Origin of the sequence: uncultured Sphaerochaeta sp. (genome assembly GCF_963676625.2) — a bacterium.
Classification (GTDB): Bacteria; Spirochaetota; Spirochaetia; order Sphaerochaetales; family Sphaerochaetaceae; genus Sphaerochaeta.
Genome location: NZ_CAXXYB010000002.1, coordinates 117,679 through 139,832 on the forward strand (window position 1 = coordinate 117,679; position 22,154 = coordinate 139,832).

The 22,154-nt window shown below is 46.3% G+C and carries 20 protein-coding genes; 11 read left to right on the forward strand and 9 right to left on the reverse strand.

Annotation, left to right across the window (positions count from 1 at the left end; all coding sequences use genetic code 11):
* Positions 1-24: 24 nt before the first annotated feature.
* The 6 genes from ACHZBG_RS02235 to ACHZBG_RS02260 form a co-directional block, all read right to left on the reverse strand.
* Positions 25-1,047: an ABC transporter ATP-binding protein gene (locus ACHZBG_RS02235; RefSeq protein WP_394699305.1), complete on the reverse strand. Its 1,023-nt coding sequence runs from the start codon at positions 1,045-1,047 to the stop codon at positions 25-27.
* Positions 1,034-2,035, reverse strand: coding sequence for an ABC transporter ATP-binding protein (locus ACHZBG_RS02240; RefSeq protein ID WP_320127812.1), 1,002 nt, complete (start codon positions 2,033-2,035; stop codon positions 1,034-1,036). Before ACHZBG_RS02240 ends, ACHZBG_RS02235 begins: the two co-directional genes overlap by 14 nt.
* A gap of 10 nt (positions 2,036-2,045) precedes the next feature.
* Entirely contained in the window at positions 2,046-2,882 is an 837-nt protein-coding gene (locus ACHZBG_RS02245) for an ABC transporter permease (RefSeq protein WP_320127813.1), read from the reverse strand.
* Positions 2,883-2,885: 3 nt separating this feature from the next.
* Positions 2,886-3,848: an ABC transporter permease gene (locus ACHZBG_RS02250; protein WP_320127814.1), complete on the reverse strand. Its 963-nt coding sequence runs from the start codon at positions 3,846-3,848 to the stop codon at positions 2,886-2,888.
* A gap of 195 nt (positions 3,849-4,043) precedes the next feature.
* Positions 4,044-5,591, reverse strand: a complete 1,548-nt coding sequence (locus ACHZBG_RS02255; RefSeq protein ID WP_320127815.1) for an ABC transporter substrate-binding protein — start codon at positions 5,589-5,591, stop codon at positions 4,044-4,046.
* A 42-nt stretch (positions 5,592-5,633) separates the two neighbouring features.
* A complete protein-coding gene (locus ACHZBG_RS02260; RefSeq protein WP_320127816.1) occupies positions 5,634-6,869 on the reverse strand; it encodes an anhydro-N-acetylmuramic acid kinase in 1,236 nt (411 codons plus the stop codon).
* A gap of 188 nt (positions 6,870-7,057) precedes the next feature.
* On the opposite strand from ACHZBG_RS02260, the gene murQ reads away from it, so the two are divergent.
* From murQ to ACHZBG_RS02305, 9 genes are all read left to right on the forward strand, one after another.
* Entirely contained in the window at positions 7,058-7,984 is a 927-nt protein-coding gene (gene murQ, locus ACHZBG_RS02265; RefSeq protein WP_320127915.1) for an N-acetylmuramic acid 6-phosphate etherase, read from the forward strand.
* A gap of 21 nt (positions 7,985-8,005) precedes the next feature.
* A complete protein-coding gene (locus ACHZBG_RS02270; RefSeq protein ID WP_320127817.1) occupies positions 8,006-8,884 on the forward strand; it encodes a MurR/RpiR family transcriptional regulator in 879 nt (292 codons plus the stop codon).
* 200 nt (positions 8,885-9,084) lie between these two features.
* Entirely contained in the window at positions 9,085-10,074 is a 990-nt protein-coding gene (locus ACHZBG_RS02275) for a LacI family DNA-binding transcriptional regulator (protein WP_320127818.1), read from the forward strand.
* Positions 10,075-10,115: 41 nt separating this feature from the next.
* Positions 10,116-11,033 (forward strand): ABC transporter permease subunit, encoded by a 918-nt coding sequence (locus ACHZBG_RS02280; protein WP_320127819.1) that lies wholly within the window; start codon positions 10,116-10,118, stop codon positions 11,031-11,033.
* The gene (locus ACHZBG_RS02285) at positions 11,027-11,914 is read left to right on the forward strand and encodes a carbohydrate ABC transporter permease (RefSeq protein ID WP_320127820.1); all 888 of its coding nucleotides are present in this window, start codon (positions 11,027-11,029) and stop codon (positions 11,912-11,914) included. The genes ACHZBG_RS02280 and ACHZBG_RS02285 overlap by 7 nt, the downstream gene beginning before the upstream one ends.
* Before the next feature lie 37 nt (positions 11,915-11,951).
* Complete coding sequence (locus ACHZBG_RS02290; protein ID WP_320127821.1) at positions 11,952-13,664, forward strand: ABC transporter substrate-binding protein; 1,713 nt, start codon at positions 11,952-11,954, stop codon at positions 13,662-13,664.
* Positions 13,665-13,733: 69 nt separating this feature from the next.
* Positions 13,734-15,725 carry a beta-galactosidase trimerization domain-containing protein gene (locus tag ACHZBG_RS02295; protein WP_320127822.1) on the forward strand — a complete coding sequence of 664 codons (1,992 nt, stop codon included), beginning with the start codon at positions 13,734-13,736 and terminating at the stop codon, positions 15,723-15,725.
* Positions 15,726-15,826: 101 nt separating this feature from the next.
* Positions 15,827-16,384 carry a thioredoxin family protein gene (locus ACHZBG_RS02300; protein ID WP_320127823.1) on the forward strand — a complete coding sequence of 186 codons (558 nt, stop codon included), beginning with the start codon at positions 15,827-15,829 and terminating at the stop codon, positions 16,382-16,384.
* Between the two features lie 50 nt (positions 16,385-16,434).
* Positions 16,435-16,848: a very short patch repair endonuclease gene (locus ACHZBG_RS02305; protein WP_320127824.1), complete on the forward strand. Its 414-nt coding sequence runs from the start codon at positions 16,435-16,437 to the stop codon at positions 16,846-16,848.
* On the opposite strand, the gene ACHZBG_RS02310 is transcribed toward ACHZBG_RS02305, so the two are convergent.
* The gene (locus ACHZBG_RS02310; RefSeq protein ID WP_320127825.1) at positions 16,845-18,767 is read right to left on the reverse strand and encodes a phosphoglucomutase; all 1,923 of its coding nucleotides are present in this window, start codon (positions 18,765-18,767) and stop codon (positions 16,845-16,847) included. The two genes, ACHZBG_RS02305 and ACHZBG_RS02310, sit on opposite strands and share 4 nt — an antisense overlap.
* Before the next feature lie 66 nt (positions 18,768-18,833).
* On the opposite strand from ACHZBG_RS02310, the gene ACHZBG_RS02315 reads away from it, so the two are divergent.
* The gene (locus ACHZBG_RS02315) at positions 18,834-19,676 is read left to right on the forward strand and encodes a pyridoxamine kinase (protein WP_320127826.1); all 843 of its coding nucleotides are present in this window, start codon (positions 18,834-18,836) and stop codon (positions 19,674-19,676) included.
* On the forward strand, positions 19,666-20,313 hold the full coding sequence (locus tag ACHZBG_RS02320) for a 5'-methylthioadenosine/S-adenosylhomocysteine nucleosidase (RefSeq protein ID WP_320127827.1): 648 nt from the start codon (positions 19,666-19,668) through the stop codon (positions 20,311-20,313). The genes ACHZBG_RS02315 and ACHZBG_RS02320 overlap by 11 nt, the downstream gene beginning before the upstream one ends.
* On the opposite strand, the gene ACHZBG_RS02325 is transcribed toward ACHZBG_RS02320, so the two are convergent.
* Together ACHZBG_RS02325 and ACHZBG_RS02330 are read right to left on the reverse strand one after the other, a co-directional pair.
* Entirely contained in the window at positions 20,296-20,697 is a 402-nt protein-coding gene (locus tag ACHZBG_RS02325) for a hypothetical protein (protein WP_320127828.1), read from the reverse strand. The genes ACHZBG_RS02320 and ACHZBG_RS02325 overlap by 18 nt on opposite strands.
* A complete protein-coding gene (locus ACHZBG_RS02330) occupies positions 20,694-21,995 on the reverse strand; it encodes a patatin-like phospholipase family protein (RefSeq protein ID WP_320127829.1) in 1,302 nt (433 codons plus the stop codon). Before ACHZBG_RS02330 ends, ACHZBG_RS02325 begins: the two co-directional genes overlap by 4 nt.
* Positions 21,996-22,154 lie beyond the last annotated feature (159 nt).

Sequence of the window (22,154 nt, forward strand, 5' to 3'; positions counted from 1 at the left end):
TTTTTATGATCAAATTCTGAACTATCACATAGCAGAGGTGCTAGGTGAATCATAGAGAAAACAAGCTACTTCATGGCCTTCACCAGTGAGGGACAGACGAGGTGCTTCTCTTTTGCACCGGTCCATTACTTGTGGGCAACGATCCATGAAAGGACATCCCGGTCGTATCTGGGATGGGGAAGGAACATCACCTTTGAGAATGATTCTCTGTTTTTTTCGTGCAATGCGTGGATCTGGCAAGGGCACAGCGGAAAGCAATGCTCGGGTATAGGGATGTAAAGGTTCCTTGTACAGGGTCAAGGCATCAGCAGTTTCAACAATATGCCCCAGATACATGACAGCCACCCTGGAACAGAAGTATTCGATTACCGCCAGATCATGGGCGATGAAGAGAAACGTCAGATCAAATTCCTGTTGCAAATCCTTCAGGAGATTTAGAATCTGGGACTGGATGGAAACATCAAGGGCTGAAACAGGTTCATCGGCCAGTATGAGCTTGGGGTCAAGGGAGAGTGCCCGGGCAATACCTATGCGTTGGCGTTGGCCGCCGGAAAACTCGTGCGGATAGCGGTCAGCAAAGGAAGAGGACAGGCCGCATCGATCCATCAGGATAGCGGTTTTTTTCTTGATCTCCTGGTTGCTTAGATTGAGGATACCCCGACGGGCATAGATACGAAGGGGTTCTGCAATCAAATCCCCTGCACGCATCCTGGGATCCAAGGAAGAATAGGGGTCCTGGAAGACTATCTGGAATTTCATTCGAGCACGTCGCAATTCCTCAGGAGTCATTGCAGCAAGGTCCTTGCCTTCGAAAAAAATCTGGCCGGCGGTTATCGGTTGGAGTTGGGCAATAGCCATGGCCGTGGTGGATTTTCCGCACCCGGATTCTCCGACAACCCCTAGGGCTTCTCCTCTGCGAACCGTAAAGCTTACATCATCGACGGCTCGGATCGCTCCGACTTTTCGTTTGAAAAGTATTCCTTTTTCTATGGGGAAATGAACTTTCAAGTTGCGGACATCCAAGAGTATATCGTTATTTTCCATCATTTTGTTCCTTTGCATGGAGCCAGCAAGCAACGGTCCTGAACTCATTATCCCCTACCATGCATTCTGGAGGACTCTTCTTGGTGCAAATATCCATGGCCTGCTCGCATCTTGGAGAGAAAGGACATCCTTGGGGGATATCAATAAGATTGGGAGGAGCTCCCGCTATGGTATGAAGTCTTTGGCCCTGGGTATGATCAATTCGGGGAATGGAGTTCAGCAGGCCAATGGTATAGGGGTGTTTAGGGTCATAAAACAGTTCATCGATACTTGCCCTTTCCACAATTCGGCCGGCATACATGACACAGACTGCGTCACACATATCGGCGACCACTCCCAGGTCATGGGTAATCATGATGACTGAAGTGGACTTTTCCTTGGATAAGGCCTTGATCAGTTCCAGTATCTGCGCCTGGATGGTGACATCCAAGGCTGTGGTGGGTTCATCGGCAATAAGGATATCGGGGTCACAGGACAAGGCCATGGCTATCATGACACGTTGGCGCATACCCCCCGAGAATTGGTGAGGGTAGTCGTTGGCACGTTCCTCTGCATCGGGGATGCCAATAAGTTTCAACAGCTCAATGGCTTTTTCCTTGGCCTCCCGCTTGTTCATGCCGTGATGAAGTCTGAGGGCTTCAGCGATTTGCACCCATATTTTTATCACCGGATTCAAGGAGGTGAGGGGATCTTGAAAAATCATGGAGATATGTTTACCCCGGACGGTCCGGATTTCCTCTTCGGATTTCTCCAGGAGATTTTCTCCCTTATACAGTACCGAGCCTGCCGTGATTTTCCCGGGAGGATATTGCACCAACTTGAGGATTGAAAAATTCGTTACTGATTTTCCGCACCCTGATTCCCCTACGATGCCCAAGGTTTCACCCTTATGCAGGGTAAAGGAGACATCATTTACTGCATTTACTATACCTCGTTCGGTATGGAATTCTGTCATGAGTCCTTGTACCTGGAGTATAATTTCGTTATTCATAGTGCTTCTCCTAACGTACATTCCGCAGACGCGGGTCCAGAATATCACGAAGTCCATCACCAAGCAGGTTGAACCCCAGAACCAGGATTACTATTGCAAGCCCTGGATAAATTGCTGTCCAAGGTGCAAGCATCATGACTTTTCTTGCACTACTGAGCATGTTTCCCCAGGAAGGTTCCGGAGGTTGTACGCCCAGACCCAGAAAACTCAAGGCAGATTCCAAGAGAATTGCGACCGATAACGAAAGTGATATCTGAACTATTATGGGAGCGATGCTATTGGGTAGCAGATGTTTGAATAGGATATAGGTATCCCCTGCGCCATTGGAGCGTGCAGCCCTGATGAATTCATTTGACTTGAGAGCAATGATAGCTCCCCTGCTGATTCTGGCGAATTGCGGAATATATACTATCCCGATGGCGATTATCACATTGAAAGTATTTTCTCCCAGTATGGCCATGATGAAGATTGCAAGAAGAAGCGAGGGGAAGGAAAAGAGTATATCGGCAAAACGCATGATGGCATTATCCCAACGTCCTCCCAAAAAACCTGCCCAGATACCCATGAAGATTCCTATTACTGCTCCCAAGGCAGTTGCCGAGAGGCTGATGATGAGGGAAACGGAGCTACCTTTCATTATTCTTGACAATACATCACGCCCGAATTCGTCGGTTCCGAAAAGATGTCCCGTTGCAAAGGAAGGAGCTTCCAGCATGTGCTCGGGGCTCATCTCGGAAGGATCAAAGGGCAGCCAAAAAAGAGAGATCATGATGAGAATAACATACAATACAATGATAACCAGTCCTGTCACTGCTATGCCATTTTTAAATAATCTTGGTGTTGTCATGGTTTACCTCGCAACATTGTCCAGGCGAATCCTAGGATCGGCCAGGGCATACACTATATCGGTAATGAGATTGACTACCACAAATATTGTTGCAATGAGCATTACCACCGCCTGAATTATTGGATAATCCCGCTGATAGATGGCATAGAGAGTGAGGCGCCCCATACCGGGAAGGGCAAATACTTCCTCTATTACGATTGCTCCGCTCAATAGATATCCTGCATTGAAACCCGTTACGGTAATTACGGGAAGGATTGCATTCTTGAGGGCATGATAATAAATGACTGATTTCTTCTTGAGGCCCTTGGCTTTGGCAGTTCGAATGTAATCCATTTGGAGAACTTCCAGCATGCTGTTTCGGGTATATCGCATGACCACGGCTGCAAATCCTATTCCGATGGCAAGGGAGGGAAGAAACAGCATCTTGATGTTTCTTATCGGGGATTCAAAAAAGCTTACATAGTTTCCCATGGGAATCCAACCACGAAAACCCGAGAAGGCCATCACCATCAAAGCTGCCAACCAAAACTGAGGTAGGGATAGTCCCAGCAATCCGGCAATCCTGCTTAGAAAATCCCCAAAGGTATTTTGATGGAGTGAAGAGGCAATGCCAAGCGGTATGCCAATCAATAAGGCAAGGATCAAGGAAAATAGTGTCAATTCGAGGCTCAAGGGAAGTCTGGAAAGGATATCGGGCATGACAGGGCGTCCCGTTCTCAAAGAATACCCAAAATCTCCCTTGAGGATATTGCCCATCCATTCAATATACAGAACCGGTACTGGTTTATCCTCGCCGAAAAGACGTTTGAGTTCTTCCATTTGCTGGGGCGTCGCTTCGACCTGCGTCCCCATGTACATTTCCAATGCCGTACCGGGAATCATGCGTACCAGAAAAAAGACAATGAGCGAAACTCCGATCAATACCGGAATAAGAGATAAAAGTCGTTTGACAACGTATCTACCCACAATCCACCTCTATATTTTTGAGCGACAAGTATATTTTGGAAACTAGGTGTCACTGGATAATTCACGATTGCAAGGGAAATGCATCTCGATTAGAATCGAAAACAAAACCCCAGAAGGAGCCCGGATCTGCCGGACATATAACCAACGTGGAAAATATCGATGTCTTCCCGTAGGGGAAGACATCGAAGCAATGCATTATTTTACTGACGTATGCGTAATGTAATAGAGACTTCCGTTACCGACTTGCTTGAATCCTTCAACTCTTGGTCCGATTACATGATTTTCATTCGGACTATAAAGGAAGATCAAGGGAGCTTTCTCGCAAAGCAGTTTCTGCAACGCATTGTAGGTTGCCTTGCGTTCTGCGGGGACAGTCTGGGACCTTCCAAGGTCAAGCAGTCTGTCGGTTTCGGCATCCTTGAACATGAAATTGTTTACTCCGCCCGTGCTGTAAAGCGTACGATACAGGAATCGGTCAGGTTCACCGCTACCACCCCTGATTTCAATCATTGAGTCAAAATCACGTTTTACCCAACGATCGATATAGGTGCCCCATTCCACGACTTCAAGATTGGCAGTCACGCCGATTTCCTTGAGTTCGCTCTGGATGACCTGTGCCACGGCCAGTCCGCCTTCATAGGTTGCCGAACAGACAATGTTAAAGGAGAACCCGTTTGGATAGCCTGCTTCTGTCAGCAAAGCCTTTGCCTTGGCAGTATCTGGTGAGGAGAACGGAAGTTCTGACAGGGGAAGCGCCCAGTCAGTCGCCGCCACGGGAATTGGGCCAGTAGGGGTTCCCATTCCAAACTCAGCCATGGCGACTATCTGTTTGCGATCTATTGCAAGGGCCATTGCCTCGCGTACCCGTTCATCGGTAAAGGGCTTTCTGGTAGTATTGAACCCAAAGGTTCTCACATTTATTCCGGGCTTGCTCTTGACGGTGACCTGGGGGGTTGCCATTGCCTGACGAATCGTAGCTCCATCATTGATGGTGGCGATATCGAGGTCCCCTGACTTTATTCCAGCTAAAAGTGATGCAGATTCTGGAATTACCCGGAAGATCACTTTGTCAACGGCAGGAGAATTAGGTTCAAAATAATCAGGATTCTTTACCAAGGTCATGGAATTGTCCGGTACCCATTCCTTCAACATGAAGGGGCCCGTGCCGGCTTCAACTTTCTGTAGATTGCCATTGGCCTCCACCACTTCCTTGGCCACTATGGAAAGGTTATTCGAAGTCAACGAATCCAGAAGTGAGGCAAGTGGGGCAGAAAGGGTCAATTTGACGGTATAGGGATCAATAACCTCAATTGAGGTTACCAAGGCAATATAGGATCTGCCAGGCGAAGCAGTCTTGGAATCCATGACGCGTTCCAGTGAATACTTTACGTCATCTGCGACCATTTCCCGACCGTTATGGAACTTGACACCTTTTTTGAGATGGAAGATATAGGTCAGATTGTTGGGGATTTCCCAGGATTCGGCTAAATCCGGTACGACTACAAGATTTTCATCCAATCGTACCAACCGATTGTACAATAAATCAATTCGGCGATGCGAAGAAAAAGCGGTGACAATGTGTGGATCCAATCCCACAGCTTCTTGATCCACCCCGATGGTGAGTACTTTTTCGGCAGCTGGCTGGGTTGTAGCGGTCTCAACATTTCCAGCAGCAAAAAGTCCCGGAATCGCCATGAGCAACAGCATGACAATTGTTAGAAACAAGATACTGGTTTTCTTCATTCTTTCCTCCTGTGAATCTCGATGAAAAGGTAAAATCAATCGCTACAGGGTTACGACACCAAGTACAACTGGTCTCTTCGCCCCGGTAACAGCCGGTAAATTGCCTGGCCTGCCCATCAGGGATTCATGCCCCATGACGGCAAAGGCCATTGCTTCTCGAGCCTGGTCAGGCACTCCATAGGAATTTGTCGTGGTCACTTCGATGCCTTCAGGTAAACGTTGCTGGATCATGTGCAATAGGGTAGGATTCAAGGCTCCCCCTCCACAAACCAGGACTTTTGCAATGGAAAAATGAGGCAGTACGAAGTCTTTATAGGAACGCGTTATGGATTCAGCGGTGAAGGCAGTCGCCGTAGCCACGCTGTCTTCGAAGGACAATCCCCTCGAACTGGCAAGAGTGAGAAAGTCCTTGGTAAAATTCTTGCCATATACTTCTCGTCCCGTACTCTTGGGCGGTGTCCTCTGAAAATATGCATCTTGCATGAGCAATGTCACCAACTCTTCTGCTACAGTTCCCTTTTCAGCGATACTTCCTTCAGGGTCATATCGATGGATTCCCTTGGTTCCGATTTCCACCACGGCATCCATGACCATGTTTCCTGGCCCAGTGTCAAAGGCAAATACCCCGGCTTTTCCCACTCTCATGGGAAGCACCGTGGCATTCCCGATCCCTCCGATGTTTTGGATGATTCGCCCTTCGTTTGGACTCCCGAATAGCTGGAAATCAGTAAAAGGGGCTAATGGGGCTCCTTCGCCCCCTGCTGCCATATCTGCCGAGCGTAAATCGGAAACAACAGGAATTCCTGTTCGTTCCCGAACTACCGCGCTTGACCCGAGTTGCAGTGTTCCCTTGACGGGAATTGGACCTGAGGGGCCGGGAAAATCCTGTGGTATGGGAGCATGCCAAACAGTCTGCCCATGCATACAGATTGCATCTATTTCTTCGGCGGAACATCCTGCCTTCTTGATGAGAGAGAGTACAGCTTGTGCGTACCATTCGGAAAGGCCAAAGTGCACATAGACAAGATCATCAATCCTTGCACTATCCAATCTGCAAAGCTTTGCAACTTTTTCCCGTATTGCATCTGTGTAAGGCAGATAATAATGTTCTACCAGTTGAATATTCTCTATCTCGGCATGTATATCTGTCTTGATATTCACCAATACGGCATCCACGCCATCTAAAGAAGTGCCAGACATGAGCCCTATGACTCGATGATCACTTTGTTTTGCCCTATAGGCTAATATAAAATCTTTTTCAGTGTATGTAGACTGCATAATTATGAATATTATATGACACAATATTTCAAATAACAACTATATTCTTAAAATATTATTTCTTTACTTTATCCGGTCACAATGATACCATGGAATTAACCAAAGCCCGATGCCTCTCTGCAGCAGGGCCCTGGGCCGAAGAATGGAATGGAGAATCAAGAATGATCGATACACCGATAAATCAAGATATGTTGGAACTGTTTACAACAGAACAATGCAATGAAAATTCAATGCATATAGATGAAATGTCCATATATGAAATCCTCAGGTTGATGAACAATGAGGACAAGACTGTTCCTTATGCCGTGGAACGACAACTCGATACCCTCTCAGCCTTGGTCGAGGATGTTGTCCAGGCTTTCAGGCAGGGTGGACGTTTGATATATATCGGGGCTGGGACCTCTGGCCGACTCGGGGTGCTCGATGCCTCGGAATGCCCCCCTACCTTCGGTGTCCGACCCACGATGGTCCAAGGACTTATTGCCGGGGGGCTGGATGCCTTGACCAGATCCATCGAGAATGCCGAGGATGATGCTGAGGCTGGTTGTGCTGCACTTGAAAATATAGGGTTTACTTCCAAGGATGTCCTGGTTGGTATCACCGCTTCAGGTCAGGCTCCCTATGTTTTGGGCGCAATGCGCAAGGCCCAGCAACTTGGATCTGTTGTGGCGGCCATCAGTTGCAATAGTGGTTCAAAGACTTTCGACTGCGCCAAGCATGCGATTTATTTGGATGTTGGCCCGGAGATCTTGACTGGCTCGACACGGATGAAAGCAGGTACGGCCCAGAAACTTGTCTTGAATATGATAACTACTGCAAGTATGATTCGGTTGGGTAAGGTATACCATAATCTAATGGTTGATCTTACTCCCGTGAACAAGAAACTAGTTGAACGCTCGAAAAGACTTATTAGACAAGCCACTTCCTGTACCCCTGAAATTGCTGCCAAGGCTTTTGAGGATTCAGGCCAGAAACCAAAGCTTGCCATTCTTATGGTCCTGCTCAATATTGGTCGTGAGGATGCTGAATTTCTTGAAAAACAAAAGGAAAGCCCCATTGCAGAAATCGTACAGTTCTATAAGAATGGAAAGCTGGATTTACATTCAAGGACTTAGTATGCTCAGTAAGGAAAAAAGATGGACGATACAATACCTATCGATGGAGCTTTGGTTGCGATAAATGCCCATTTAAGCACATTGTCGGATTCAGAGCGTAAAGTTGCAGAATATGTTTTCAAGGAACCCAAAAAAACGCTTTACTTCAATGTTCGCGAACTGGCGAAGCAAAGTGATTCCAGCCAGGCAGCAGTCGTGCGGTTTTGCAAGCGTAATGGATTTGATAGTTTCAACAATTTCAAGCTCAGGCTGGCCCGGGATGTTTTCAGGGAGTCTGATGAACGATATATCCCTGACCTTGAATTGGAGTCCGAGCCTTCACCAGGTAGGGTCATTCATGGAGTGATAGACAGAACCCAACGTTCCCTTGCCTCTTTGGAGACCACCTTGGACCCTGCCTTTGTGGAAGCTGCCGCCGATCTCATCGGCAAAGCCTCTTCCACTTTTCTGTTTGGGGTAGGGGCCTCGGGAGTCGTCTCGTATGATTTCATGCAAAAACTCATTCGCCTGGGGCTGCCGGTCTTCTATACTTCCGATACGGATTTGCAACTTACTGCCGCCTCAACCTTGCATTCTGGCAATATTGCGTTTGTGGTCTCCTATTCAGGTGAAAATGAAACCATGATTGAAGTGGCCCGTTTGGCCAGAAGCAGGAATGCAACGGTGATCACCCTTACCATGGATACCATAAATAGTATCAGGTCCTTTGCCCAGATTGCACTTCTGGTGCCTGCCTCCGAGCGTATTTATAGGCAGGGAGCAGCAACTTCGCGCATAAACCAGCTTGCTGTCATTGATATTCTTTATTCAATCATGGTCTCAAAGAATTTGGAAGACTCCATTAAATCAATCGACCAGACAATGGCCGTGACCCACAAGGGAAACCCGACCAGACATTGATCGAAAAAAATTTTCTTTTCTCCCTGGTGTTACAGGGGGAATTTTTTTGTCTTTTATCTTTTCTTGTAGTCTAGAAGGTTTGAGAGCACTTCAGGTCAAAAATGTTTTAGCAAGTGCTATAATTTTGATTGACAGTAGAAAAAAAGTACCCTACGATAGTTGAATAGGAACTGGAAACGTTTCAACTATGGAGGGTTGTTTTGCCAACAATCAAGGATGTAGCCAAGGATTCGGGAGTAGGCGTGGGAACAATTTCCCGCTACCTGAACGATAAACCTGTAACTGCGGAAAACAAGCGAAAGATTGCTCAGTCGATCAAAAAATTGGGATATGAACGAAACGAACTGGCCAGGGGTTTGAAGACAAACAAGAGCCATGTCCTCGGAGTTTTGATTCCTGATCTCACTGATATTTTTTCTACTATGTTAGTGCAGGCAATCGAACAGTTCGCCTACGAGCATGGCTATAACACGATCACTTGTGATTCCCGGGGAGACGATAACCTGGAGCGAGAGAAGATCAGTTTGCTGGTCAGACGGGATGTCGATGGCCTGATTGTATTTCCCGTCAACGAGAAGGCCACAGCTGAGACCTACGGACATGTAGGTATTCCTTTGGTCATGATTAATAGTTCCATTGCTAATTCACCCTTCGATACCATAAGAAGCGATGATTTCGATGCAGGAAAACAAGCTGGACAATACTTTTATGAACACGGACATCGAAGGATAGCTGTCATTTCCCAGATGTGCAATCGTCCAGGTCAATTGCGGGCCGAAGGATTCTTCTCTGCTTTTGGACAGAGTTATGATCGCTCGCTTCTGTTTGACGGGGACTTCAAGATTGCTGATGGATATGACGCAATGCAGGCGATCATGAATATGCCCTGCAAACCAACAGGGGTTTTTACCACCAATTACTACACGACCATCGGTGCCTTGCGATATTGTCGAGAGCACCATCTGGAATTCCCCAAGGATATCTCCTTCGTGGGATTTGATAACATCGGAGCCATTCCTGTCCTTGGTCCCCCCCTGACTATCATTGAACAACCAATTGTCCAGATAGGGCGACAAGCAGTTTTTCTCTTGCTCCAACGTATCGAGCATTCCCTGGACAAAGGGGAAAACCCTGTGGAGATGCTTTTGAAAACGCGTTTGCTTACTGCGGATTCAGTGGAAAATGTTTAATAAGAAAAGTGGAAACGTTTCAACATATAGGAAGGAATACTGTGACTGATTTGCAAAGAAGAAAGAATCGACTGATAATTCAGCATTGGCAATTGTACCTTTTGTTGCTTTTTCCTTTGGTGAACTTGATCATCTTTAAATACTTGCCGATCTTGGGTCTCCAGATGGCGTTGAAGGACTTTCGGGTAAGCAAGGGACTGTGGGGGAGCCCTTGGGTTGGCTTGAAGCATTTCAAAACCTTCTTTGTATCGCCAAATTTTTGGATGATCATTGGCAATACGATCATTCTCAGCATTTACTCGATAGCCGCCTCTTTTCCACTGGCTATCCTCCTGGCTATCGGTATGAATGAATTATCCAGTAGTCATGCACGCAAGACTGTGCAGTTTTTTACCTATGCACCATATTTTATCTCCACGGTAGTTCTTGTATCGATGATGATGCAACTGTTCGATCCGCGCATCGGAATACTTACCAGACTCTTGAAACTCTTTGGGTATGACGGTTCCAATGTTTTCGGTTCGCCTACGGCATTTCGCCATCTCTATGTCTGGTCAGGAATCTGGCAACAGACGGGTTACAACGCGATCATGTATCTTGCCGCACTCTCTGCAATCAATATTGAACTGTACGATGCAGCCAAGGTTGATGGTTGCTCAAAATTGCAAAGGATCTGGCATATTGATCTTCCGGGAATACGACCAACCATCATCATCCTGCTGATCCTCAATATGGGGTACATCATGAGTGTAGGGTTTGAGAAAGTGTATCTCATGCAAAACCCAATGAATTTGGAAACCTCTGAGATCATTGCCACCTATGTCTATCGTGTTGGTTTGATCAACAGCGATTTTGGGTTCTCTACGGCAGTGGGATTCTTCAATTCGGTGATCAATCTTGTGCTCATGCTCTCTGTGAACAAGATTGCACAAAAAGTAGGGGAGACAAGTTTATGGTAAAGCAGGTGTCCTTTTCAGATAGGTTGTTCGATATCATCAATAAAACCTTTATGTTTCTTTGTACGATAATCGTGATTTACCCTGTGCTGTATATAATCAGCAGCTCTTTCAGTAGCTCCAATGCCATTATTTCCGGTCGTGTCTGGTTATTCCCCGTGGAGCCGAACCTACAAGCCTATTTTGCTGTTTTTCGTAATAAACAAGTACTTTCAGGGTATATGAATTCAATTCTCTATACAGCCGGGGGAACCGCAATCAGCGTCTTTTTGACTATTGCCGCTGCTTATCCTATTTCACGGAAAATACTTGTTGGAAGAAAGTTCTTCACGGGTATGTTTGTTTTCACCATGCTCTTTTCCGGTGGTCTCATTCCTACCTACTTTGTGGTACGTAGCATGCATATGATCGATACCCGTTGGGCCATTGTCCTTCCCAATGCCTTGAGTGTCTGGAACCTGATGGTTACGTTGACCTTCTTCAAGACTTCCTTGTCCGAGGAGTTGTTTGAGGCAGCTGAGCTGGAAGGAGCAAGTGACATGCGCATTCTTTGGTCAGTGGTACTACCTCTTTCCCAGGCAATAATCGCGGTCATTGCACTTTACTATGCCATTGGCATCTGGAATTCCTATTTTGATGCCTTGATTTATTTAAAGACAAGTAGCAAGTTTCCCTTGCAAATCATACTTCGCAACATATTGATCAGTAACCAGATGGATCTTTCCATGGGTGGTGATCTGGTTGCCATGGCCAGGCGGCAAGGAATGGCCGATGTAATGAAGTATGCGCTTATCATCATCTCGTCGGCTCCGTTGTTAATGATATATCCCTTTGTCCAAAAGTATTTTGTAAAGGGAGTGATGCTCGGGTCTATCAAGGGGTAACGATGTTTATCCTTGAAATCAAGTTTGGAGGAACTGTATGAACAGATTGAGAAAAGTTGTTGTTTGTCTTGCATGTTTTCTGGTTCTTGGACCATTGAGTCTATGGGCACAAGGAAATTCGGAATCAGCAACGAAAAAAACTGCTGTTACCGTTACGCCCGTAGGGACGTATCCTGTAGTGAATACTCCAGTATCCTTGTCTTTTTTGACAATGCAACCGGTGTATATCGAGGATTTCTCGACCAACAGGTTTGCGAAATACTTGGATGAAAAGACTGGGGTGAATATCAAATGGGAAACCATTCCCCGCGATGCTGTCAAGGAAAAACTCAACATCATTCTTGCTTCCGGTGATTACCCTGATGTCTTTTTCGGTCTTGGTCGTCAGGAACAAGGCATCGGTGCTTCCCAGGAAATGACGTATGGGGTACAGGAAGGTATGTTCCTTCCCCTCAACGATCTTATTGACAAATACATGCCTAATCTTTCCAAATTGCTTGACGAACGCCCTGGTATCAAGCAGTTCTTGACATCTCCTGACGGAAATATCTACAGCCTTCCCGATTTCAACGAGTGCTATCATTGCACTGTTTCCCAGAAAGTATGGGTTTACCAGCCTTGGTTGGATAAGCTTGGGTTGAAAATGCCTACCACTACCGATGAATTTTACAAGATGCTGGTTGCTTTCAGGGACGATGATCCCAATGGTAATGGAAAGAAAGATGAGATTCCGTATGCCGGAGCTCTTTCAGGTTGGAACAACAACCCCGAAACCTTTTTGATCAATTCCTTCATCTATTCCAATTTGGTTGCTTCCTTGGATGCAAGTCCCTCAAGTGCCGTTGGATTCTATCGTGATGGCGATACCATCAAGACAATGGTAAATACCCCGGAATATCGGGATTCCTTGCGTTATATGAGTAAATTGTATAAAGAGAATTTGATCTATCCTGCTTCCTATACCCAGAATTCAGATCAATTGACGCAACTTGTCGAAGGACCGAAAGATCCCATCGTAGGTGTTGTTGCTGGTGGTTATGGTGGAATGTTCTCAATAGTTGGTGGTGAACGTTATAAGAATTTCCGTTTGCTTGCCCCACTCAAGGGACCGAATGGAGCCCAATATGCACGTTACTTCACCCAGGAACCGGTGATCGGAAATGTTGTTATTTCCAAGACCTGCAAATATCCGGAAGTCGTAGCCCGATTGGTTGATTACCTCTATTCCGATGAGGGGACCTTGATGTCCAACTATGGATTTCAAGGCGAAGGTTGGGACTGGGCAAAATCCGGGGATGTCGGTTTGGATGGCAAGAAAGCCATATACAAATTGCTCAAGCCTTGGAACGATATGGATCCACAGAATGATTGTTTCGTGATGCTTGGTGTTCGTGAGAATACCTCTAGGATTCGTAATGGCCAGGCCGTGGATCCCAATGTCGATTTGTATAGTCCTGATGGGCTGGAGGCCTTGCTGTATCAGAAGTCCGAGGAATTATATACTCCTTATGTACATCCTGAGTTGGAAATTCCGACCCTTAGGTTCCTCGATGACGAAGAGACGGCTTTTGCCTCAAAGAAAGTTGCTTTTGCAAACTATGCACGGCAATCCCTTGTAAAGTTCATAACTGGTTCCTGGTCTGTCGATTCTGACTGGGATCAATATATCCAGGGATTAGGCAAATTGGACTTGGATGGAATACTTGCCATCAACCAAAAAGCCTTCGATCGACAGAACGGCAAGAACTAATTAAAGTACGCTTCAGGCAATCAAGAAGAGGGGGCCTGCCCCCTCTTCCTGTGCTTATAGGAATAGAAAATGTATACAATACCCTTCCGACACATTCATTTGGATTTCCACACTTCAGGTTTGATTGATGGAATTGGAAAAGATTATTCGAAACAAGAATTTCAACAAGCCTTGGAAGATGGTTGTGTCGACTCAATAACACTCTGTGCAAAATGCCATCATGGTTGGATGTACTATCCTTCCATGGCTTTCGAGATGCATCCTCACCTCAGGTTCGATTTGTTTGGGGATATGGTAGCTGCTGCCAAGGAGATGGGGCTGACCGTCGAAGCCTATGTCTCTGTAGGGTATGATGAGAAAATTGCCTTGTTGCATAGTGATTATTTGATGCGAAATGCTGACCAGAGTCTCGATACGACCTCTGATTTCCTTTCGCCCGGATACCACCAATTTTGCTTGAATACGCCCTATCTGGATATAGTATGCCAACAGGTTGCGGATGTCCTCTCGAATTATACGGTGGATGGTCTTTTCCTGGATATTGTCGGGGAACGTGAATGCTATTGCTCGCATTGCATGCAGGAGGCCTATGCACAGGGTCTTGATCCACGTGACAAGAAACAAATGGGGATAATCTGGAAAAAGACCTATACAGAATATGTACGAAGGATCAAGGAAGTCGTCGATAGGGTACAGCCAGGTATCGAGATATTTCATAATAGCGGACATGTGAACAGGGGAAGATCCGATCTGATGAAGGTCAATTCCCATTTGGAATTGGAGTCCTTGCCAACCGGAGGTTGGGGATACGACCATTTCTTGTTGTCTTCCCGATTTGTACAACCGCTGGGAATTCCCTTTTTGGGTATGACCGGCCGCTTTCAGTATGGTTGGGGCGATTTCGGTGGATACAAGCATCCTAATGGGTTGCGGTATGAAACCGCACGATTTCTGGCCAATGGCGCCGGGTGTTCCATAGGAGACCAGATGCATCCTTTCGGGAAACTCGATTTGGGACTCTATCGTATGATCGGTCAAGTGTACCGGGAAGTTGAACTTGCCCAACCTTGGTGTGTCGAGGTGCAACCAATCTCCGAGATAGGTATACTTTCCACTGAATCGACGGGCGATTACGTAATCAAGGGAGCCGGTGATTCCTTGTTGCAAGGAAGTTCCGATATTGGGGCGGTGAGGATACTGGAGGAAGGGCATTACCTTTTTGATGTAATCGGATCCCAGGCAGATTTTACCCATTATACGTTGATCATCCTTCCTGATCGTATCAAAGGCAATCATGATCTGGAAAAGAAATTGCAAGCCTTCGTTGCACAGGGGGGCAAGGTCTTGGCCACAGGTATCAGTGCAATCGGTTTTGAAGGTGGAGCCAAACTGGATTTAGGGGTGATCTGGATGGGCCAAGACCAACTTCTTCCCAACTATATTCATCCTGACTTTTCCTTGGATCCCTTGCTGAGTGATTCCTATGTCATGTATCTTGGGTGCCAATCCATTCTTGCAAATTCCGATACGATAAAGCTTGCCTCGGTGCAAGAGCCTTTCTTCAAGAGAAGCCTGGAACATTTTTCTTCCCATTATCATACTGCCAGTTCCCTTGAAGATGGAGCGGCAGGAATCGTGAAACATGAGAATGGCATCTATTGTGCCTGGAGCTTGTTTGCCGAATATGCCCAAAAAGCAAACTTGGCAGCAAAATATGTTGCTTTCCACTTGATAGATCTCTTGCTGCCGTCTCGGTATGTTGTCAGTGCCTATCCTGCACAGGTTGAGCTTTCACTGATGCACCAAGAGAAGGAAAAGAGATTTGTTTTCCACGTTATCAATGGTTCCCTTGTAAAACATGGTGCGAATATGGAAGTAGTGGAGGATTTTATGGAAGTTCCTGCTATGCCGGTAAAACTGCAACTGCCCAGTTCAATCCAGAAAGTCTTTCTTGTTCCCCAAGGAACGGAACTACCTTTTGAACCAATTGCCGGAGGTGTTGCCTTTACTGTTCCTCCTTTTACTTGTCATCAAATGGTTTCTCTCGAATACGGGAATTAGCCTAGGACTCCTAGGCATGAAAGGAAGGGGATAGAGATTCTGTTCTCCCCATCTGATCCAGTATTGTTTTTTTATAGGTTCTCAAGAGGAGGGTATTGCTGATGAAACGATTTGTTTATCTACTTCCCTTGGTGTTTATATTGAGTTCTTGCACGATCATGCGTGCTCCCCAACAAGGGGAGCGGCTTTTTTCCACTGTACTGAAAGGATCTTGTTCTGACCTTGAGGGCAATGAGGTGACCGTGTCATCTGATTATTATCTAATTTATTATGCAGCTGACTGGTGTCCTTATTGCCAAGCCTATAGTGAGCAACTGAAGCAAACCTATGCTTCAATGAAACGGAAGTATGGGAATGTGGAAATTGTTTTTGCCGGGCATGAACGTGATATCTCGAATGAGAATCTTGTCTCTTTTATGAAACAGGGGAATTATCCTTTCCCTTATGTAAAGTTTTCCTATCGATCACAAACGGGAATCATGCATCTATTTGACGTACCAAAATTCTGGATTCCCGGTTTTGTCCTGTTGGATCGCTATGGGAAGGTGCTGTCTTCCTCAAATGGGTTGACCAAGGATGATTATTCACGTGACCGTCCCCTTCGGTATTACGAGGCAATCCAGCAATGTGATTGCTTGCTTGAAAAACCAAAGCTGTAATACTGGATCAAGGATAAAAAAAATCTTTCTTGTATGCTATTGTAAAGGGCATGGATACTGTCTGTCGAAGCAAGATCATGGCTTCAATAAAAAGCAAGAATACCAAAGGGGAGCTTTTGGTACGCCGATATTTATTCAAAAAAGGGTTTCGCTATCGGGTCAATGATAGACATTTGGTGGGTACTCCTGACATTGTCTTGCCAAAATACCGTACCGTGGTTTTTGTAAATGGTTGCTTTTGGCATGTCCATGCAGGTTGTTCAGATTCTGTCAGGCCCAAGACCAATACTGCTTTCTGGGACAAGAAATTTGCTGCCAATGTAAAACGGGACCAGAAGGTCATAAAATCCTTGGAAGATCAAGGGTGGAAGGTACTCGTCGTTTGGGAATGTGAACTCAAAGGCAAGGAAAAACGTGAAGCCACGCTTTTGGGACTTGCCAATGAGATCTGGGAGGGCTGTTAGTTCTTTTCCTGTGCCAGTTGGTCAGCTTCAGAAATCATTTTCCGTTGCCAATTCAACAAGAAATCATGTCGCTTCTGGTCCTTGCCTTCGCAATCGGCCATAATCCTGAAAACAGGTTCCGTACCGCTTCCTCTCATCCAAATGAAATCTGTTTCCGTTTCGTTTTGGTTTCGGAAGGCAATTTTGAGCCCTCCCGTAAAAGGAGGAGTCCTGAAAGCTTTTCCCAGTCCTTCCCTACAAACCATTCCTTCCATTTGGTAACACACATAGCTTGTGATTCCCAACGCTTCCCGTTCTGTTTGTGTTTCTTCCCATTGACGGAGGAATACTTTTTCATATGCTGTTTTCAATTTTTCCTGGGACGTCGTTACCTGCATTTTGGCTTCCGAAGAGAAAGCTCCTGTCGAGGTAAAAATCGGGAGACTATCCATGATTGATTCCAGATTCAAGATCTTGGGAATATCTTTTCCGATACTTCTGCACCAGAGTCTGAAAAGGCTGTTGTCCGAGAGCACCTTGATCAAGCTCAATATCGTATTCAAGGGGTCCCTAACCTTTGCAGGATAGGTAATGTTACCCCCATTTGAGCCTTCTCCCAAGATGGGTACCAGAAAGCCTTCTGTGCGGAGTCTCTCTGCAAGGCCTACTACATTTGCTTCCCCGACTTCCGAACGAAATACTTTGACATCAAGATTCTTGCATATCCTGTCGATGCGCATTGAGGTTGGTCCATTGATTGCAATGGCAATTTTTGCCTGGGGAGAGTGCAACCTGGCCTGACATAGTTCAGTCAAGGTCACCAAGGCAAATACTTCCTGGGCTTCCATGATAACCGCCTTGCCGAGGCTGTCCTTGATGTAGACAAGATTACCGCGGTCTCCGTCGTTGTCAGGGACATAGCCGAGTTTGAAGCAGTGATCCCGATGAAATTGATCTTCCAGGGTTTTTCTGCAAAGCTCGAGGTTTTCCCCTTCGGGAACAATTGCATGCACGATTTTTCCTGGTTGGTTATTCAAGAACAGGACTTTTATTCCCAAGGAATTGAACAGGGTGTAGTCGATACTGACTGAACGGGCACTACCGTTCAATTCAGCTACGATACCAATAGGATTATCTTTGGTCCATTCCAGAATTGAACGGGATAGATCTCTGATCTTTTCCTTGTCAAAGCTTTTGCAGGCTGTTCCCAAGGCAAAAATTTCATATCGTTCCAAAGCTTGTTGCTTCTGGAAACGGATCGAAGAAAAAATCTGGTGCAATTCGTTGGTATCGAGAAGGGCTGAGAGTCGTTGTACGTAGCAAGCGGCTTTCCGATCAGCAACCAAGGCTCGAAAGATGCTGGCCAGTTGCGCAGATTCACTGCCGGCATACACTCCGCCGTTCTTTCCGAATTTGATCCCGTTGTGTCCTACCGGGTTGTGACTGGCAGAGACATAGAGAAAAGCATCGGCTTCCTGGGGAAATAAATTGCAATCTGCCATTATCTCTGGGGCGGCACTGATGAAGAGATATCTGACCTTTGCTCCCAGGGCGGCAAGGATGCGGCAAACAATATCCCCGAGGATTTGGCCGGTGGGGCGGGCATCAAGCCCGACGAGAATGGAAGGTTGCGTTTCTCCAGGAGAAGGGAGGGTTGCCAAGGTACTATTTATTGCTGATTTCTGGGCTCCCGGAATTCCCAAATGTCTGGCCAGCGCTAAGGCAACAAAGGCAGCAAGGATGGAATCTGCCTTGGAGATTGATGGGGTGGTATCTTCTTCATTTCCGGTGACCGCAAAAATCTTTCTCCAGCCTGAAGCTGAAAGGATCATGGAACCAAGAGCTTTACTCAACTCCTCTGGTGAAGGAGTGGCAAAATCCAAGGGATCGAGCTGGTCATCGGCTATGGGTACGTGGCTGAGATAATCATAAATGAGCATAGTGCCTCCATAGTGTAAGTATATCACATATTGCGTAGTTTGAAGATGTACAGTAGTGTAGAAAATATGGTACCTACCTGTGTTGCGATTCATGACCTTTGCAGTTATTCCAAGAGTTCCTTATCGGTAGTCATCCCTACCTTGGAAGCCCTTGGCGTGGAGGTGTGTCCCCTTGTTTCTTCACTACTTTCTTCCCAGACCGATGGATTTGATTCCTATTATTTTGAGGACAAAACTGAAACCCTTGAAAAGATATTGACTGTCTGGGAATCCCTGGATCTCTCTTTTGATTCAATCTATTCAGGCTTTTTGGGGTCGTGTCACCAAATCCAGATCATTGAGAATTTGATCGCCCGTCAAAAGAAAAAAGGGCAGGTCCTGGTAGTCGTTGATCCCGTCCTTGGGGATGAGGGAACCATGTATGGCCCGGTGGACGTTTCCTTGGTCGAGCACATGCGTATGCTCATAACCCATAGCGATGTGATTACCCCCAATACTACCGAAGCAGCCTTGTTGCTGAACCGCCCTTACCAATCTATTTTTACACAGGATGAGATATATCGCTGGGCCAGGGAACTGGCTATGCTGGGCCCTTCGAGGGTTCTTGTCACCAGCGTCAGGTTGGTCGATTCCCTGGCTGTTGCCTACTGCGATGAGGGTACCTGTGGTTTGGTTCCCTATAAGGAACTCAAGGCCTCCTATCCAGGGAGCGGGGATTTGTTTGCAAGCCTTTTGACTGGATTATTGGTTAATAAGGTTCCCTTCCTAACTGCCGTATCCAGGGCAGTTGATCTTTGTTCCTTGGCTTTGCAACGTACAGCACAGGAAGGTTATGAACGAAGGCACGGGGTAGCCCCCTTGCTTATAATTCCAGACATAGTAAAAGAAAGGATGCTGTATGTCCGTTGATCTTCTTGTGGTCGCTTCCAGTGAGGATGAATTGGAAGGATTCCTTACAAAGTATAATGAGGTTCATTTCCTGGACGGAAAGTCCTATGTTCTTGTTCCTGTGGGAGTCGGAAAGGTCCAAGCTTCGGCAAATACTGTTCGTTCCATTTTTGACTACCACCCCAAGGCAGTTCTTTGCGTGGGATATGCAGGAGGTGTCGATCCTGGTTTGTCCATTGGTACTTGTGTACTGGCTTCCTCGGTGGTTCAATATGATATTGACCTACGAGCTTTTCATTTGCAAAGAGGTGAAGTTCCCTCGGCAAAAAAAGGGGAAACCCTTGCTTCCCTTTCTTTGGATTGTCCTCCGATGGAAGCTACCATTTCGTGTATCGGGGGAACTGCGGACAGGTTCCTTCTTCGTCCTTTCCGTGAGGAGAATCCTTGGCTGATGGAAGATTTGCATCTGGGGTTTGCCGATATGGAAAGTTATGGGGTTGCCTATGCTTGCTTTTCCATGGACTGCCCGTGTACCGTATGCAGGGTTATCAGTGATGATGCGTTGGGGCATAGACCCAAGCGATTCAAGCCTTTCAAGGCTCAGGCCCATGCAGACTTTCTTCGGGTTTTTCGATTCTTGCTAGACAGAACCGAGTGAGAAATCCCCGATTAATTTATAGACGTTTCCATCCTTGACCACAGAAATTTTTCTATCGGGAAATCTGCTCGGTATGAAGGTTTTCAATTGATTGATTGCCTCTTCCTCTATTTCCTGACGTTCTGTTGCCGGAATTTTGTCCAAGGTCCGTATTTCAATGTCCACGATATACCCACGTCCATAGTTGCTTCCATATCCAAGGGTGAATTGGGTTCCCGTTGAAAAGAGACCATCATAGGCAACACTTGCGGCCTTGCCCCGTGCCAGTCTGTTTGGGTGGCGTGTATAGCGATGGCCGAAAGTATTCTCAAGAAATGTATCGAGGTCATCGCAAAGCAGACGAAAATTTGTTTCCAGGGCTTCCTGGCTGGGATGGGTACTCACACGCTGGCTCCTTCGTTGGAGTCCTTGTCAGTCAAACCGTATCGGTTGAGAAAGGTGTAATACGGGGAAAGGGAAGGCGAAAGTTCCTCAGGCTCCTCTGGTGTCTCTTCACTGTCAGGTTCAGGGGCAACCAATAATGGTTCGATTTCCTTTGGTCCCAAGGTCAGTTGATCAAATGTGGTCCGTTGGGTCAGCAGGGTGGCAAAGGCTCGAATCTTTTCTTCATTTTCCCTATAGATTGTTAGAGCCCCTTCTCGCATCAGATTGATGGCAGAAGGAGAGATGGCATCGAGTTTCAAGGCATCATCCAAGGGCCCATGTACCCTGGTATAGGAGAGGTCCGGGATTTCTTGAGCCAGGACATCGGTAGTCTGGACCTGGGCATTTGCATAGATCCTTTGGATGGGTGCACCTTTTGCCGGGTCTATCCAACCTATTACGCCAGTTCCTGAACCACTTATGGTAAAAGTGAAATCGCTGGATGCAGTTGAAAGAGAAAGGATATGGAATTTCTTGGCATTTGGATACAGTTTCTTTGCTTCACAATAGGCATAGAGGGAAGGGTTGTTCGCTACCATTCCTCCGTCGATCAAGGTTTGCATGGTTTGTTCTTCCCTGTCAAAGAGGAAAGCTGGTTTGAAATAGGTTGGGGCTGCGCTGGTTGCTCTTCCCGCTTCCCAGAAGAGGAAGCCATGGCTATCCCTGCTGGAGATAGGGAAAGGGCGTCCGTTTGCGGCATCGTAGGTCATGACCATGACTGGAACCTGGGCTTCACTGAGGGGAACATCCCGAAAAATTTTTTTCAGGTAACGTTCAAGAGGTTCCGCATCATACTTGTCGGTAAATATCTGGGAAAAGATTCTTCCCTGACTTTTGGGGAAAATCTCCTTGCCATGTACGGCATATAACGATTCCAAGTCGCTGGTTTTTACTCCCAAGGGCAAGGTTCCCTTCAATTGCTCCGAGGCAGGGGCCTTCTTGATTTTCTGCATGAAGGTCTTGGAAAGCTTTTCATAGATGTAGCTAATATACCGTGTATCGGCAGGCAGAGCTGATTTTTGTATGGGAATTGAAAGGGAAAGTGCAATCAGGCCTCCGGTGGAGGTGCCGCTTATCAGATCAAAATGTGAATAGAAAGGACGATTGTCGCCCATTTCTTCCATGAGCTGTGATATTTTCTCAAGGATGATGGCAGGGATGATGCCACGCATCCCTCCTCCATCAATGGAGAGGATGTAACGTTCTTCTTCCTCAGTATTTCCTTGTTTCTTTTTCGAAAAAAAATCCTTGATTGCCATAGTATTAACAGTGGTATATTTGCCCTTTAGGGTCAAGCACTCTTGCAGGGAGTCTGCAAAAAATAGGTTGTGGCGTTAACCTTATAAAGAAGAAATATCTATAATATATAGTAATAATATACCGAAAAAGGAATGATAAAAAGTATGATTATAACGAGA